We start from the raw sequence: 16,900 nt of genomic DNA, 5'->3' as shown, positions 1-16,900 counted from the left end.
GCTTTGGCGCAAAATTGTGATCGCAGCGGAAATTGCGATAGGTTTGAAACAAAATAGTTAATTCAAGTAAAAAATCCGGTATTTCCGAGATATACAGCTGCTCGATTCTCCGTACATATTCGATATCAGAGTTTGTGCGTGGTCATCGGCCAATGCCCGATTTTGATAGAGGGCACGCTGGGGGCGTGAAGCAATTCGGTATCCTCAGGATGACTTGAGGAGGGAGCGGGGGCTCTCGAAAATACTTGAATTGTCGGATATCCGCGCGAGGGGTGGGGGCTCTTCCGAAAGTGTTCGATGTCGTCGTGCTGCACGAGGTTCTTGCGGAGGGGAGGCTGTCACTGGCCACCGAACCCGTGCGTGCGGCCGACGGGGCGGGCGCGACGCTCTACAATGAGTGTCTTGCTCGACTGTGCGACCGCGACGGCATCGTCTGGCGGGCGGACCAGTTCCTTCCGGTGCTGGAGCGGTCGCGCAGCCTTCCCCTTCTCGATCGCCATGTGGTGGCGCTGATCCTCGACCGGCTGGACGCCGATGCCAGCGCGGTGCTCGGGTGTAACCTATCGGCCGAAAGCCTTGCCGACGAAACGACCTGGGACGGGATTCTGGGGCCGCTGCTGCAGCGTCCCCACCTGCTGTCGCGCCTCGTGCTCGAACTCACGGAAACGCAGGCACTGGGCTGCCTCTCGCTGGCCGCGCGCCTGATCGCCGAGATCCGTCGCCGGGGCTGCCGGGTCGCGATGGACGATTTCGGTGTCGCCTTCTCCTCGCCGCGCCTCGTCCAGCTCATCGATTTCGACATCATCAAGATCGACAAGTCGTTCGTCCGCGACGTGCGCCCGTCCTCCGGCGGACAGGACAGTCTCCACCACATGGTGGGATTCGCGCTGAGCTTCGCGCCCATCGTGGTCGTCGAGGGCGTGGAGACATCCGAGCAGGCGGCCTGCGCGAGCGCGGCGGGCGCGACGCATCTTCAGGGCTATCACATCGCCGCGCTGGATGCCTTCGAGACCGTCGGAGGCGTCGCATGAACGCGCTGACGAAACCCCGGCTCGACCCGGTCGTCGAGATGCTGGCGCCGAAGGCCGTCTCGGCCTGGAACGCGCTGGACGTGCGCTACGGCAAGGAACTCTCCACGCCGGAAAAGGGCTACCTCTTCGCACGCTTCATTCTCGGGCTCACCACGCCGTTCTATGGCGAGGGGGCGCCCTCCCTGCACCTTTCGGCCTGCCGCAACCTGCTTCTGCGGGTGCTGCCGCCGGCCGAGGCGACGCAGGCTCTGGAACAGGTGCCCCAGCCTTCGACGGACTGGGTCGCCAAGGCCTTCGAGGCCATCGAGCAGATCGGGCTGCGAGACGGCCAGAACCTGCGTGAACAGCAAAGAGCCGCCGATGCGGCTTCCCCCATCAAGACGCCAACCACGCCGCCTCGGTCGATCGAGCCGCATCAGGATGGAGCATCAGCATGATCGATAACAACAAGATCGACGCCAACGATACCGGCAAGCGGGCTTCCGGGCGGACTTTCGCGAATGACTGGGTGCTGGGGGCGGCGGACAACCGTTCCGTCCGGCGGAGGCTGATGGCGGTGCTCCGGTTGGCTTCCGCGCAGCTCGGTATGGATCGGCGCCGTGCGCTCGGCATGCTGGGCATCGGCGGGGCGCTGGTGGCGAGTCTCGGCTTTGCCGCGCCGGCGCTGGCGGACATGACAGTGACTCCCAGCGGCACCTGCTCGCGGCCCGGGTTCGGTGGTCCCTTCGATACGACTGCCTGGACGTGTCAGGTGCCGACCGCGAATGGCGCTTTCGCCACGGTGAGCGGCGTTCCCGCCGTTCTGGGTGGTGTCGATCTGGCCGTGTTGAACAACTGGATCGCCACGAATCTCGGCACCGGTGCCATCGCACAAGGCACCATGGGGACGAGCGCCGCCGGCGCGAATTCCATTGCGATCGGCGTGAACGCGGTTGCCAGCGGCGAGGACGGCGTCGCGGTCGGCAGTCAAAATCAGGTTTCGGGAAGCCGCGCCACTGCCGTGGGTGTCGCGAATACTGTCGGCGGCATGGAGTCTCTTGCCGCGGGTTACAGCAATCAAGCCACGGGCACTTCGAGCATCGCCGTCGGTGACTACAATGTGGCGAGCGGCACCAACAGCAATGTCTTTGGTCAGGCCAACACGGCATCGGGCTGGTTTTCGACGGCTGTCGGCTACGACAACAAGGCGACGGCCGACAACACCGCGGCTCTCGGCAACAGCAACACGGCGTCGGGTCCCGGCTCCTCCGCCGTGGGCATGGGCAATCAGGCTACCGGCACGATGAGCAGCGCGGTCGGCTACGCCAACAAGGCGACGGCGCTCTACAGCTCCGCCTTCGGTAACAGCAGCGAAGCGACCAAGGAAGGGGGCGTCGCGGCCGGTTACCGCAGTTTGGCAACCGGCACCTATGCGGCGACATTCGGTTCCGGCGCGCAGGCCAGCGCCGACTACACGCTTGCCGTGGGCGCGAGCTCGACCGCTTCCTCTCTGTACGGCGTTGCCCTCGGCGCCGGCTCGCTGGCGGACACCGCGCTCGGCGTCGCCGGCTACAATCCGACGGGCGGCGCCACGCCGGCCGGGGTGGCGTGGAACAGCACGGCGGGGGCGGTCAGCGTCGGTAACGTCGCTGCCAACTGGACGCGCCAGATCACCAGTGTCGCGGCGGGCACGCAGGACACCGATGCGGTGAACGTTGCCCAGCTCAAGGCCGCGCAGACGCATTATTACAGCGTCAACGACGCCGGTACGGTCGGCGGCAATTTCAACAATGATGGCGCCACGGGCCAGAATTCGCTGGCGGCGGGTGTGGGCGCCTCGGCGTCGGGCTGGTACGCGACGGCGGTTGGTAGCTACGACAACGAGGCTTCCGCCGACTTCTCCACGGCCATAGGCACGGGCAACACGGCGAGCGGGCTCAACGCCACGGCGATCGGCACCCGGAACGTCGCCAGCGGCGCGAGTTCCATCGCCATCGGCGACCGTGCCGTCGCCAGCGGCTTTGGCACTTTCGCGCTGGGCGTCCAGGCCGGCCAAGGGGCGACGGGCGACCGCAATTCCTTCATCGGCTCCGGGGCCGGCGTGGGTTCCGGCGGCAACGACAACACCTATGTCGGGGCGAGCGCCGGCGGCACCGCGCAGGGCAACAACAACAGCGCCTTCGGCACAGTGGCGGGCAGCGGCGTCACCGGCGACGGCAACATTGCCCTCGGCTTCGCGACCGGCGAGTTCGTGACCGGTGATTACAATGTCGCTCTCGGACCGCAGGCCGGCTGGCAGGTGGTGGGCGACGACAACCTCGCCCAGGGCCGGTTCGCCGGATGGGCGGTGACGGGCGACAACAACTACGCGGCGGGCAAGGTCGCCGGCTTTGGAATCCAGGGCAGCAACAATGTCGCACTGGGTTCCGGCGCGGCGACCGGCATGATCTATGACGAGACGACCGACCGGTTCTACGACTTCAACGGCAATGAGGTCACGGCGCTCCCGTCCGTCGCGCTCAACGACGTCGTCGCCATCGGCAACCAGGCCTATGTGACGGCCGATCGCACGGTGGCCATCGGCTCCCGCGCGCAGGCGACGGCCGAGGACGCGCTGGCGCTCGGCACCGACAGCGAGGCGAGCGGCGTCGACGCCATCGCCATCGGCCGCGGCGCTCTGGCCACCGGATCGGTGGCCATGGGTGCCGGCTCCAAGGCGGGCGGCGGCGGCGCGGCCTTCGGCGACAACGCCGATGCCGGCGGCACGCCCCTGAGCGCGGCGACGGGCATCACGCTCGGCACGGCGCTGGGCAATGGCGCGACGGTGATCGAGAGCACTGGCGTCGCGCTGGGCTCCGGCTCCGTGGCGAACACGGCAGCGGGCGCGGTGGGCTTCGTCCCGACCGGCGCGAGCGCGACGCAGGCCGCGGCGGTCAACGCCACCACCAGCACGCTGGGCGCGGTGTCGGTCGGCGATGCGGCCAATGGCCAGTTCCGCCAGATCACCGGCGTCGCGGCCGGCTCGCTGGACAGCGACGCGGTGAACGTGGCGCAGCTGACCGCGCTGGCCGGCGTGGTGGAAGCCAACGAAGTCCACTACTTCAGTGTCAACGACAACGGCGTGGTGGGCGGCAACTACGACAATGACGGTGCCACGGGCGTTAACGCGGTGGCCATCGGCGTGAACGCCAAGGGTCAGGGCGACTACACCATTGCTATCGGCAGCGACGCGATCGCGACGGATGGCATAGCGGGCCTGAACTATGGCGGCATTGCCATTGGCCGGTCGGCCAGCGCCCAGGGGGACGGCACGCTGGCGTTGGGCAACGCCGCCAACGCCGATGGTCATTTCAACGTGGCGATCGGTACCAACGCCATCGCGGGTGGCGTGGACGATCCGCCGCTGCATCCGATCTCCAGCGGCAACACCGCCATCGGTTCGAATGCAAGCGCCATCGGCACCGATGCCAGCGCGCTGGGCATATACGCCAATGCTTCGGCACTGGGCGCAACCGCGCTGGGTGCTGGCGCGCAGGCGGCTGGCGAGTATTCGGTTGCGTCCGGCTACCTGGCGCAAGCACTGGCCGACAGCGGCGTTGCGCTGGGCAATGGCGCGGTGGTGACGCAGAGCACCGGCGTGGCGCTGGGCTCCGGCTCGCGGGCGAACACGGCGGCGGGCGCGGTGGGCTACGATCCCTCGACGGGCCTGCCCTCCACCAACACGGACCCGACCTGGGTGAGCACGCTGGCGGCGGTTTCGGTGGGCGACGCCGCCACCGGCCTGACGCGCCAGATCACCGGCGTGGCGGCGGGCTCGCTCGACACCGATGCGGTGAACGTCGCCCAGCTCAAGGCGCTGGACGCCGCCGTCGTTGCCGGCCAGACGCATTACTTCAGCGTCAACGACACGGGCGCTGTGCGCGGGCAGGTGGACGCCACCAACTACGCCAATGACGGTGCCACCGGCATCGACACGCTGGCGGCGGGGCAGAACGCCCAGGCGACCGGCGACGCCTCAACCGCACTGGGTACGCGGTCCAATGCCACCGCCTGGGGCACCACGGCGGTCGGTACGGACGCCGCCGCATGGGATGTGGCCGCGACCGCTCTCGGCCGAGGTGCGCAGGCGCAAGGATTTGCATCGACCGCGCTGGGCGAAGCCTCGAATGCCTATAGCGAGCTGGCTACGGCCGTGGGTTCGTTCAGCGCGGCCGGCTGGCACGCCACGGCGGTGGGCCAGTTCAGCCGCGCCGAGGGTGGGGAGTCGACAGCGCTGGGGCAGGGTTCGTTGGCCCAGGACTACCGGGATACGGCGGTGGGGCAACAAGCCAGCGCCACCGGCGGGGAATCGACCGCCGTGGGCCAGTTCAGCGAGGCCTCGCAGCAGTACACGACCGCGCTCGGCCAAGACAGCCATGCCACGGGCGCTTTCTCCACCGCGCTGGGCCAGTTCAGCCAGGCCACGCAGGAGTATGCGACCGCCATAGGCCAGGGCGCCCTCGCCAACAACTACAACACCACCGCCGTGGGCCAGGCCGCCCAGGCCACGGGGGTGTACTCCACCGCGGTGGGCCAGTTCAGCCAGTCCATCGGCGAGCGCTCGACCGCGCTCGGCATGGCCTCGCGCTCGGACGGCAATTTCTCCACGGCGCTGGGTCAGGAAGCCCAGTCCACCGGTGAATTGTCGGTGGCCGTCGGTATGGGCACGGTAGCCAGCGGACTGGCCAGCACGGCCGTGGGCCAGGTCGCCGAAGCATCCGGCGATCATTCGACAGCATTGGGCCAGCACAGCAAGGCGACGAATATCTGGACGACCGCAGTGGGTGAAGGCTCCATTGCATCGGGTGAGAACACCACCGCCGTCGGCCAGCACGCGGAGGCCACAGGCACCTACAGCACGGCCATGGGGCAATACAGCATAGCCAGTGGCTCCTATGCGACCGCGCTCGGGCAGGCCGCCGAGGCGACGGGCGACAATTCGAGCGCTTTGGGGCAATTCAGCAAGGCGCTGAGCGCCAATACCCTGGCCGTCGGTCACTCCTCCACCGCAGATAGCGAGAATGCGACGGCTATCGGTCAGTTGGCGAGCGCGACGGCGGTAGGAGCCACCGCGCTGGGGCAAAATAGCCAGGCGACCGTCGAGAACGGCGTGGCGCTTGGTTCCGGCTCGGTTGCCAATACGGCTGCCGGTATTGCCGGCTACGATCCGCTAACAGGTCTTGCCTCGACCGACACGGGCGCGGCCTGGTTCAGCACCCGCGGCGCGGTCAGCGTCGGCGACGCGGCCAACGGCGTGACGCGCCAGATCACCGGCGTCGCGGCGGGCACGCAGGACAGCGACGCGGTGAACGTGGCGCAGCTGAAGTCGCTGAATGACTACGTCATCGACAACCAGACGCATTATTTCAGCGTCAACTCGGTTGGCGGCGGCAACTACAACAATGATGGCGCCACCGGCTGGAATGCCGTTGCCATCGGCATGGATGCCTCAGCGAGCGGTTATCAGTCGATCGCCCTGGGGCGCGGAGCCATTGCCAGCGGGCCGCGCGGGGTTGCGCTGGGCGGCGAGTCGGAGGCTTCCGGCGAATCAACCACCGCGGTGGGCGACGAATCCCTCGCCTCCGGCCAGTACGCCACGGCGCTCGGTCAGGGCGCCAACGCGACGGGCGATCTCAGCTCGGCGGTCGGCATGTACTCGCGGGCCGAAGGGCTGGCGGCCACGGCCATCGGTCAGGTCGCCACGGCGACGGGCGATTTCTCCTCCGCCATCGGTCAGAACAGCCAGGCGACCGCCGACTTCACGACGGCGGTCGGTGAAGGGGCGATCGCCAACAGCAACTACGCGACCGCGCTCGGTCAGGTCGCGATGGCGACGGGCGAGAACTCCACCGCGGTCGGCCAGGCGAGCACGGCGAGCGGGAACTATTCCTCGGCCTTCGGCCAGTTTTCGACGGCGAGCGGCGACTATTCGACGGCGCTCGGCCAGGGCGCGCAGGCGCTGTTCGAGGGCGACGTCGCCCTCGGCTACGGCTCGGTGACGGCAGTGACGGTCGCCACCTCCAGCGTGACCATTGCCGGCATCACCTACAACTTCGCGGGCAACGCGCCGCTCTCCACGGTGAGCGTGGGTGATGAGGGCGAGGAGCGGACGATCACCAATGTGGCGGCGGGCCGGATTTCGGCCACCAGCACGGACGCGATCAACGGTTCGCAGCTCTATGCCACCAACCAGGCGATCGAGACACTGAACACCACGGTGATCACCAACAAGACGCACTATTACAGCGTCAATGATGGCGGCGTGACCGGTGGCAACTACAACAATGACGGGGCGAGCGGCACGAACGCGCTGGCGGCCGGCGTGAACGCCTCCGCCTCGGGCGCGGGTGCCACGGCGGTCGGCTCCGGGGCCGCGGCGAGCGGCGCCAGCAGCGTCGCCATCGGCGAGGGCGCCACAGCCGGCACCGCCAATTCTGTGGCGTTGGGCGCGGGTTCGACCACGGCGGCGGCGGTCGGCACCTCCGGCACCACCATCAACGGCGTGGACTATGCCTTCGCCGGCACCGCGCCGGTGGGTACGGTGAGCGTGGGTGCCGAGGGGGCTGAGCGGACGGTCACCAATGTGGCGGCGGGCCGGATCTCGTCGACCAGCACAGACGCGATCAACGGTTCGCAGCTCTACGCCACCAATCAGGCGATCGAGGCGGTGGAGACCGGCATCGGCGAGCTCGACGAGTTCACGGTCAAGTACGACAAGAACCCCGACGGGACGAAGTCGAACACGGTGACCCTGCTCGGCGGCGACCCCAACGCGCCGGTGCTGATCTCCAACGTCGCCGCCGGCGTGAAGAACACCGATGCGGTCAATGTCGGCCAGCTCAACGAAGGTCTCGGCAACACGCTGATCGAGGCCAACACCTACACCGACAACCGCACCGCCGCGGCGGTCCAGACCGCCAATAGCTACACCAACCAGGTGGCGGCGCAGACTCTGAACCAGGCGAACGCCTACACCGACTACATGTTCGGCCAGCTGAATCAGGGCATCAGCGAAGTCCGCACCGAGGCGCGGCAGGCGGCGGCGATCGGTCTTGCGGCGGCCTCGCTGCGCTACGATGACCGCCCGGGCAAGGCGAGCGTGGCGGTCGGCGGCGGCTACTGGCGCAGCGAGGGGGCCGTCGCCATCGGCGCGGGCTACACCAGCGAGGACGGCCGCATCCGCAGCAACCTTTCCGGCACGACCACCGGCGGTAACTGGGGCGTCGGCGGCGGCATCAGCTTCACGCTCAACTGAGGTTGTCGTGATCAGGCAGGCCCCACTCCCCCACCTGATGCTGGTGGCCTGTCTGCTCCTGTCCGGCGGCGCGCGCGCCGTCGGACAGGAGAACCCTTCGGCCCCGGCGGCAGCTTCCGCACCGGCCCCCGCCGCCTACCGCATCCGTGCGTCCGAGGTGGTGGTCCCCGAGGGCGTGCCTCTCGGTCAGTATCGTCGCGTCACCACGCCGTTCGAGAACTGGACGCTCGTCTGCGACGAGAACCTGAAGGCCAAGCAGATGGTCTGTAATGTGAGCCAGGTGATCGAGGATCGCTCTGGCGCGCTGGTTTTCAGCTGGTCGCTGGCGGCGACGCAGGAGGGCAAGCCCTTCATGATCCTGCGCACGGCGCCGCAGGCGGACCCGAATGGCGAGATCTCGCTCGGTTTTTCCGGGCGCAAGCAGCCCGTCGCCGTGCGGCTCGAGGGCTGCAACCAGGCGGTCTGCGTCGGCATGGTCCCTGTCGGGCCGGTCCTGCGCGAGCAGATCGGGAAGGAAGCCCCGGTAACCGTCTCCTATGCCATGGCATCCGGCGAGCGCGTCACCGTGACGGCCTCGTTGAAAGGCCTCGCCAAGGCGCTCGGGACGATCAACTGAAATGAATGAAGCGATGACGCAGCAATCCATCCGCGACCGGATCATGTCGAGGGCTGCCACGGCGCCTGACGCCGCCAAGAGGGATGTCGGCGTGGCGCCGCGGCCGGGGCAGCGGATGGTCCTGCTGTCGCTTCTTGGCGCGGCGGTGCTTGTGGCGGCGGTCCTCGGAGCGACGCAGATTCCGGCCGTGCGTGGCTTCCTCGGACGGCCGGCGATGCCGGGCGCGACGGCGGCCGATCCACAGCTTCCGGAAACGCCCTTCCTCGCCCATGCGCGCGAGGCCGGGCTGAAGGCCTGCGGCACCGTCTTTCCGGTGCTCGGCCAGCTTCTCTCCGGCTCCGCGCAATACAGTATCCAGTCGCACTGGAACACGGCCGAGCCCGACAAGCACGCGGTGCATTCCGTGCTCGGCCTGAACATTACCTCACCGGACTATTCCGGGCCGGCGGCGGGCATCGTCTATGCTGCGCCGACGGGAACGGGGTGCGAGGGCGCGCTGGTGCGCGTCGTGCCCTATCAGAAGTCGTGCGACGCCGTCGTCGCGGCGCTGCCGCAGGACAGCTCGCTGGCCACCAATCTCGGCGCGGTCCGGGTCTACGATCTCGCCAATGGCGGGGGTCAGGTCATGCTGCTGCCGTCGGAAGCGACCTGCGTCGCGATATCCGTCGCGCAGGCAGCCGGTAGCTGATCCGGCGTATCTCGCCGGGGCTCCGCTTGCGAGCCGATTGACGGGCTAGCTGCCGCGATAGGTGGCGTAGCTCCAGGGCGTGACGACCAGCGGCACGTGATAGTGGCCTTCCGGCTCGGCGATGCCGAAGCGGATCGGCACGGCGTCGAGGAACGGACGCTCGGGCAGATCGAGACCGCGCGCGGCATAGTACGGTCCCACGTGGAAGACCAGTTCGTAGGTACCGACACGCAGCGGGTCGCCGCCGAGCAGCGGCGTGTCGGTGCGCCCGTCGGCATTGGTGAGGGTGTCCTTCAGCAGGGCCCGGCCGGAGGCGCCGACCTCGTGCAGTTCGACCCGCACGCCTTCGGCCGGCCCGCCACGATGGGTGTCGAGCACATGGGTCGACAGCCGCCCGGCGACGTTCGGTACGCCGGGGCCCTCCACGCGCTCGACCAGCCGCAGGCGGGTGATGTAGCCGATCTCCCGCAGCGCCGTGGCGAGTTCCTGCGGGCGATCATGGGCGAGGCGCGTCTCGAAGGCCGCCAGCACGGCGTCGCGGGTCTGGCGCCGCACACAGACGACGAAGGGAAAGCCGAAACGCGCGCGATAGGCGCCGTTCAGCCGCTCGAAGCGTTCGTATTCGGCATCGGAAAGCCGGTCGAGCCCGAGCCCCGCCTGCTCGGAGATCGACGCGGGTGCTACATCGCCGGCGCGCGCGGCCTTGCCGGCGAGGTCGGGGTGGGCGGCAATGAAGGCGGCTTTCGCTGCTTCCGGCCGAGCCTCCACAGCCCTCGTGAGGGCGGCATGAAGGTCGGTCACCGTGGCGAAGGGGCGGCTGGCGAAGGCGTCGCGGGCGACCCAGGGCGTGTGCTCGAAGATGCCGTCGAGGGCGGCAACGAAGCCGGCTTCGTCGAGGGCGTTGAGGGCGTCGAGGTGGATGCGGTCGGTCACGGCTGCCTCACGGGAATGCTCACGCGGCATCGGGAAGATGGAAGGGATCGCCGGCACGGTCGCGATCATAGACGCGCTGCCCGGCGACATAGGTCGCGCGCACGGCGCGGTCGTCGCCCAGCGTCATCAGCATGAACAGCAGCTCCTCGATGGAGGCGCAATAGCCGGCGCGGAAGGCCATGAGCGGAGTGGCGTGCGGGTCGAGCACGCAAATGTCCGCCTCGTGGCCCGGCGCCAGCCTGCCGAGCCGGTCGTCGAGGCCCAGCGCCCGGGCGCTACCGAGCGTGGCGAGGTAGAAGCCCTGCACCGCGTCGAGCTTGTGCCCGGCCAGCGCGGCGACCTTGTAGGCCTCGTTCAGCGTCTGGAGCTGCGACAGGCTGGTGCCGGCGCCGACATCGGTGCCGAGCCCGACCTTCACCGGCCGGCGCGGATCGGTCGCCTCGAACAGCTTGAACAGCCCGCTGCCGAGGAAGAGATTCGAGGTCGGACAATGGGCGAGGCCGGCGCCGGTCTGGTGGCAGGTGCAGAAATCGTGCTCGTGCATGTGCACGGCATGGCCGAACATGGAGCGTGGACGCACGAGCCCGGCATGGGCGTAGACGTCGAGATAGGAGGAGCGCGCGGGGAAGAGCTCGCGCACCCATTCCACCTCGCCGGGGTTCTCGCACAGATGCGTCTGCAGGAAGAGGCCGTCGCGGCTCTTCAGCAACGCGCCCGCCGCCTCGAGCTGCGCGTCGGTCGAGGTGGGCGCGAAGCGCGGGGTGACGCAGTAGAGCTGCCGCCCGCGCCCGTGCCAGCGCTCGATCAGGGCGAGGCTCTCGTCGTGCCCGCGCTGGGCGGTGTCGAGCAGCGGCGCCGGCGCGTTGCGGTCCATCAGCACTTTACCGGCGATCATCCGCGTGTTGAAACGCTCGGATTCGGCGAAAAAGGCATCCACGGAATGAGGGTGCACGGTGCAGTACACCATTGCCGTGGTGGTGCCCGCGCGCAGCAGTTCGCGTAGGAACAGCTTCGCCACCCGTTCGGCATGAGCGGCGTCGGCGAAGCTCATCTCGGCCGGGAAGGTGTAGGTGTCGAGCCATTCCAGCAGCTGCGCGCCGAAGGCGCCGATCATCTGCAGCTGCGGATAATGCACATGGGTGTCGATAAAGCCGGGAGCGAGCAGGTGTCCGGGAAAGTGCTCCGGGGTGATGCCATCGGGCACCATGTCCCTGAGCTCGGCATAGGGACCGAAGGCGCGGATCGTTCCGTCCTCGATCAGGACCAGCGCATCCTCGTGATACTGGAGGCAGGCCCGCGAGGCCTGTGCGAACGGATCGTCGACGAGGGTGACGGCGGGTCCGCGAAGAGCCGCAAGGGAGGACACCATGTTAGCTTCCCGTGAGCCGGGCGCCGGGGAGGATCCCCGACACCCGGAAGTGGCGTTCAGTGCCCCGCCGTCTCGTGGATGAACTTGAACAGGAACACGGCGGCGATGACCCATACCACCGGATGCACCTGCCGCGCGCGACCGGTCAGCAGCTTCAGCGCGGCATAGCTGATGAAGCCGAAGGAGACGCCGTTGGCGATCGAGTAGGTGAAGGGCATCAGCAGCGCGGTGACGCAGGCGGGTATGACCTCCGTCGTGTCTTCCCAGTCGAGGTCAACCAGTTCGCGCAGCATCAGGCAGGCGACGTAGAACAGCGCCGGCGCGGTGGCGTAGGCGGGAACCGACCCGGCGAGCGGCGAGATGAACAGGCAGGCCAGGAACAGCACGGCGACCGTCACCGCGGTGAGGCCGGTGCGCCCGCCTTCCTGCACGCCGGCGGCGCTTTCCAGATAGGCGGTGGTGCTGGAGGTGCCGAGCAGCGAGCCGAGGAAGATCGCGCTGCTGTCCGCCATCAGCGCCTTGCTCAGCCGGCCCTCGCGTTCGGGCGTTAGCAGGCCGGCGCGGCGGGCGACGCCCATCAGCGTGCCGGTGGCGTCGAACAGCTCGACCAGGAAGAAGACCAGCACCACGTTGAGAATGCCGCCGGAGAGGGCGCTCTTCACGTCGAGCGCGAAGAAGGTCGGCTCGATGGAAGGGGGCACCGAGACGATGCCCTTGAAAGTGTTGCCGGCGAAGATGAAGCTCAGCACCGTCACCGTCAGGATGCCGATCAGAAGCGCGCCCTTCACCTCCAGCACCGACAGCACGGCGACGACGATGAAGCCGATCACCGCCAGCACCACTTCCGGCTTGTGCAGGTCGCCGAGCGTGACCAGCGTCGCCGGGCTGCCGGTGATGATGCCGGCGTTCTTCAGCGAGATGATCGCCAGGAACAGGCCGATGCCGACCGTGATGGCGATGCGCAACGAATGCGGGATGCCGTTGACGATGATGTCGCGCAGGCGGAACAGCGTCACCAGCAGGAACAGCGTGCCGGAAATGAACACCGCGCCGAGCGCCGCCTGCCACGTGTAGCCCATGCCGAGCACCACGACATAGGCGAAATAGGCGTTGAGGCCCATGCCGGGTGCCAGCGCGATCGGGTAGTTGGCGTAGAGGCCCATGATCAGCGTGCCGACGGCGGCGACGATGCAGGTGGCGACGAAGACCGCGCCCTGCGGCATGCCGGCATCGCCCAGGATGATCGGGTTGATGAAGATGATGTAGGCCATCGTCACGAAGGTCGTGATGCCCGCCAGAATTTCCGTTCTGACGTTCGTGCCGTGATCCTTCAGCGCGAACAGTTTCTCGAGCATGTTAGCTCACCCCTCTGGTGGAAACGCCGCGTTGTTGCCGGCGATGTCGGTCATTGCCGGTGCGTCGGCGCGGGTTTGATTCGCGTCGAGCACCAGCCGGTACAGCTTGTCGGCGGTGAAGGGCGTCTCGCGCAGGCGTACGCCGGTGGCGTCGCATATCGCATTGGCGAGGGCGGCCGCCACCGGATTGTAGGGACTTTCGCTCATCGACTTGGCGCCGAGCGGGCCGATCCGGTCCGTGGTCTCGGCGAACAGCACCTCGGTCAGGGGCGTGTCGGCGAAGGTCGGGATGTGGTAGCCGCGGAAGGTCGGATTGGCGATCCGCCCCTCCTCGTCGACCAGCAGTTCCTCGTAGAGCGCGGCGCCGAGCGCCTGGGCGACGCCGCCCTCGATCTGCCCGCGGCATTGCATCGGGTTGATGACGAAGCCGGCGTCGGCCGCCTGCACGCTGTGCAGGATGCGGATCTCGCCATGGCGGCGGTGGACCGCGACGGCGAAGCCCTGCACGTTGAAGGCGATGGAGCGGGGCGTGCCGTTGGTGCTGCCGATGCCGGACAGTCCCCGGCCGTCCCGCCGCGCGGCGTCGGCGAGCTCGGACAGCGGGATGCGGCGTTTGCCGGCCACCACCTCGCCGCCGAACAGCCGGCAGGCGGCACGTTCCACGCCGGCATAGGCGCTGGCGTAGTTGCGGATCGCTCCGGCGAGCGCTTCGGCGGCCAGCCGTGTGGCGGCGCCGGCGACCACCGTGCCGGCACTGCCGAAGGCGCCGGTGTCGTGGGTCACGACATCCGTGTCGGACTGCCGGATACGGATTTGAGCCGGCATTGCGCCGAGCATGGCGGCGGCGATCTGGCCATGGACCGTGGTGGTGCCGTTGCCGAATTCGGCGGTGCCGACGGAAAGCTCATATGTGCCGTCGGGGGCGAGGCGGATGCGGCATTCGGCCCGATGCCCGCGTGGCGGAACGGTGCCGATCATCGACGCCGCCATGCCGCGCCCGATCAGCCAGTCGGGCCCGAGATCGGGCGCGGGGGCACGCTCGAGGCTCTTCTCCGCCAGATCGAGGCACTGGTCGAGCCCGTAGCTGCCGAAGAAAAGGTCGTCTTCCGCATGGCCGGCGGACTGGATCGGGTCGGTGGGCTGCACGACGTTGAGCCGGCGAAAGGCGAAGGGATCGATGCCGAGCTTGCGCGCCACCTCGTCCATGGCGGATTCGATGGCGAAGGTCGACTGGCTCAGCCCGTAGCCGCGGAAGGCGCCGCTGGGCGGTGTATTGGTGTAGACGGCATAGCCGTCCGCCTTCTTGTTGGGACAGCGGTAGAGGGCGATGGATTCGCCCGCGCTGTGGAAGAGCACGCCGGGCCCGTGATTGCCGTAGGCGCCGGTGTTCGAGAGGATACGCACGGCGATGGCGGTCAGCGTGCCGTCGCGCTTGGCGCCGACCTTGACCGTGATCCGCATCGGATGCCGGCAGGTGGACGAGGCGAACTGCTCCGGGCGCGAATATTCGAGCTTCACCGGGCGGCCGGTCTTCATCACGGCCAGCGCGACGATGTCCTCCGTCAGCATTTCCTGCTTGCCGCCGAAGCCGCCGCCGACGCGCTCGGTGAAGACGCGCACCTTGTCGCGCGGCAGATCGTAGAGCGTGGCGAGCGCGTCGCGGGTGAGGAACGGCGTCTGCGACGAGGTACGGATGGTGAGCCGGCCGTCGGTGTCGTACCCGCCGATGCAGCCGTGCGTCTCCAGATGCGCATGCTGGACGCGCTGCGTGCGGTAGACCGCTTCATGCACCAGATCAGCTTCGGCAAAGCCCCGCTCGACATTGCCGACCTCGCCATGAAGCTCGGCGGCGATGTTGCGGCCGGCGTTCGCGATGCGCGAGGAAGCCGGCTTGTCGTGGAGGACGGGTGCGCCGGGCTGCATCGCCTCCTCGGGATCGAACACGGCCGGCAGGATGTCGTAGGACACCTCGATCAGCCGGCACGCGGCTTCCGCCACGGCCTCGCTCTCCGCGACGACGGCGGCCACGCGCTGGCCGATATGGCGGATCACCGGATCGAGCACCCGCGTGTCGTCGGGGTCGTCGGTGGTGTGCTCGTGCCGCGCGCTCGAGAAGTGGCGGTCCGGCGCGTCTTCATGGGTGAGCACGGCGACCACGCCCGGCAGCGCCCGCGCGGCCCGCGCATCGATGGCGCGGATGCGGGCCGAGGCGTGGGGCGAGCGCAGGATCTTCATGTGCAGCAGGCCGGAGAGCGCGCCCTCGGGCGCGACGTCCATGGTGTAGCGAGCCTTGCCGGTGACGACGCCGGGGCCGGCCGGGGCCGGCAGGTTGTGGCCGCAGGGGCCGCCGAAGGGTTCGGCCTCGACATGGTTCAGGCCGGCAATGGCGTCGCCGATGGCCCGGTAGCCGGTGCAGCGGCACAGATTGCCCTTGAGGGCATTCGGCAGGTCGTTGCGCTGGGCCTGGTCGAGGCAGGCGGCCGTCATCAGCATGCCGGCGGTGCAGAAGCCGCACTGGAAGCCCTGTGCGTCGAGAAAGGCCTGCTGCATCGGGTGCAGCGCTGCCGGGCCGCCCAGCCCCTCGACGGTGGTCACGGCCCGGCCCTCGGCGCGGAAGGCCGGGACGAGGCAGCTATGCACCGGGCGCCCGTCGAGATGCACGGTGCAGGCGCCGCAGTCGCCGGCGTCGCATCCCTTCTTGACCCCGAACCAGCCGAGCTCGCGCAGGAAGGTGCGCAGGCACTGGCCCGGACGGGGCGTCGCATCGTGGGTCTGGCCGTTGACGGTGAGGCTCACGCGCGCGCCTCCGCCAGTTCCTGCCGGATCTCCTCGGCGAAATCGAAGGTCAGGTGGCGGCGCCAGTCGGGACGGCCGTGGACGTCGTCATAATAGAGCGCGTCGGGAATCGCCTCGGCGAGGCGGGCCGACAGCTCGGTGGCGCCGGGCATGTCGGCGAAGGCAAGCCGCACCGGCCGGCGGGTCGAGGCGGTGACGGTCAGCACGAGGCCGCCGGCCGCCGGCAGCGTGCCGATCAGCAGGACGCCGGAGCGCCCCAGCCGGGTGAGCGAGGCGCGGCGGAAGGCGGTGCGCCGGCCCAGCGCCTCGCGCGGCAGCTCGATGCTGCGCAAGAGTTCGCCCGGCCGCAGCGCCGGCTGCAGCGGCCCCTGGACGAAATCGACCACCGGCAGGCGGCGTTCGCCGCCGTCCGGCGTCCAGATGGTGCAGATCCCCTCGAGCGCGACGCAGAGGGAGATCATCGGCCCGGCGGGCAGCGACATGCACAGATTGCCGCCTACCGTGGCCATGTTCCAGATCTTGAAGGAGGCGAGGAAGGACCGGCAGCACTGGCCGATCAGCGGCGCGGCGCGCCAGCTGGGCGGCGCCTCGAAGGCGTCGAGCGTCGCGACGGTGCAGGTGGCGGCGATGGAAAGGCCGGTCTCGTCGGCGCGCAACGGCTCCCAGCCGGTCAGCGAGAGGTCGAACAGCCGGGTCAGATGCGGCTGCGGCTCTGAGAACAGCCATGTGCCGCCGGCGAGCCAGGCATCGCCCGGCCCGAGAGCGCCCAGCTGAGCGCGATGCCGCGGGCGGACGACGGCATCGATGGTGTTGAGATCCATGGCCGCCCCCCGCTGTTC

At 68.8% G+C, this 16,900-nt stretch carries 10 protein-coding genes; 5 read left to right on the top strand and 5 right to left on the bottom strand.

The window, feature by feature from the left end; genetic code table 11:
- Window positions 1-290 precede the first annotated feature (290 nt).
- The 5 genes from FO470_RS01110 to FO470_RS01090 are packed head-to-tail and all read left to right on the top strand — an operon-like array spanning window position 291 to window position 9,608.
- Window positions 291-1,031 carry an EAL domain-containing protein gene (locus FO470_RS01110; protein WP_186291793.1) on the top strand — a complete coding sequence of 247 codons (741 nt, stop codon included), beginning with the start codon at window positions 291-293 and terminating at the stop codon, window positions 1,029-1,031.
- A complete protein-coding gene (locus tag FO470_RS01105) occupies window positions 1,028-1,468 on the top strand; it encodes a hypothetical protein (protein ID WP_144341087.1) in 441 nt (146 codons plus the stop codon). The genes FO470_RS01110 and FO470_RS01105 overlap by 4 nt, the downstream gene beginning before the upstream one ends.
- A complete protein-coding gene (locus FO470_RS01100; RefSeq protein WP_144341086.1) occupies window positions 1,465-8,304 on the top strand; it encodes a hypothetical protein in 6,840 nt (2,279 codons plus the stop codon). The genes FO470_RS01105 and FO470_RS01100 overlap by 4 nt, the downstream gene beginning before the upstream one ends.
- A gap of 37 nt (window positions 8,305-8,341) precedes the next feature.
- The gene (locus FO470_RS01095; RefSeq protein WP_144342001.1) at window positions 8,342-8,920 is read left to right on the top strand and encodes an invasion associated locus B family protein; all 579 of its coding nucleotides are present in this window, start codon (window positions 8,342-8,344) and stop codon (window positions 8,918-8,920) included.
- Window positions 8,921-8,933: 13 nt separating this feature from the next.
- A complete protein-coding gene (locus FO470_RS01090) occupies window positions 8,934-9,608 on the top strand; it encodes a hypothetical protein (protein ID WP_144341085.1) in 675 nt (224 codons plus the stop codon).
- 45 nt (window positions 9,609-9,653) lie between these two features.
- Here the strand turns inward: FO470_RS01090 and uraD are convergent, their stop codons facing one another.
- Genes uraD through FO470_RS01065 form a run of 5 tightly spaced genes read right to left on the bottom strand, consistent with a single transcriptional unit; the run spans window position 9,654 to window position 16,882 of the window.
- Window positions 9,654-10,571 carry a 2-oxo-4-hydroxy-4-carboxy-5-ureidoimidazoline decarboxylase gene (uraD, locus tag FO470_RS01085; RefSeq protein ID WP_144342000.1) on the bottom strand — a complete coding sequence of 306 codons (918 nt, stop codon included), beginning with the start codon at window positions 10,569-10,571 and terminating at the stop codon, window positions 9,654-9,656.
- Entirely contained in the window at window positions 10,561-11,910 is a 1,350-nt protein-coding gene (guaD, locus tag FO470_RS01080) for a guanine deaminase (RefSeq protein ID WP_144341084.1), read from the bottom strand. The genes uraD and guaD overlap by 11 nt, the downstream gene beginning before the upstream one ends.
- Before the next feature lie 56 nt (window positions 11,911-11,966).
- Entirely contained in the window at window positions 11,967-13,265 is a 1,299-nt protein-coding gene (locus tag FO470_RS01075) for an NCS2 family permease (RefSeq protein ID WP_144341083.1), read from the bottom strand.
- 6 nt (window positions 13,266-13,271) lie between these two features.
- Entirely contained in the window at window positions 13,272-16,061 is a 2,790-nt protein-coding gene (locus FO470_RS01070) for a molybdopterin-dependent oxidoreductase (RefSeq protein ID WP_144341082.1), read from the bottom strand.
- A complete protein-coding gene (locus tag FO470_RS01065) occupies window positions 16,058-16,882 on the bottom strand; it encodes an FAD binding domain-containing protein (protein ID WP_144341081.1) in 825 nt (274 codons plus the stop codon). Before FO470_RS01065 ends, FO470_RS01070 begins: the two co-directional genes overlap by 4 nt.
- Window positions 16,883-16,900 lie beyond the last annotated feature (18 nt).

Source organism: Ancylobacter moscoviensis (genome assembly GCF_007559435.1).
GTDB lineage: Bacteria > Pseudomonadota > Alphaproteobacteria > Rhizobiales > Xanthobacteraceae > Ancylobacter > Ancylobacter moscoviensis.
Note: the sequence above shows the minus strand (reverse complement) of the source record. Positions and strands in the feature narration are given on the sequence as shown.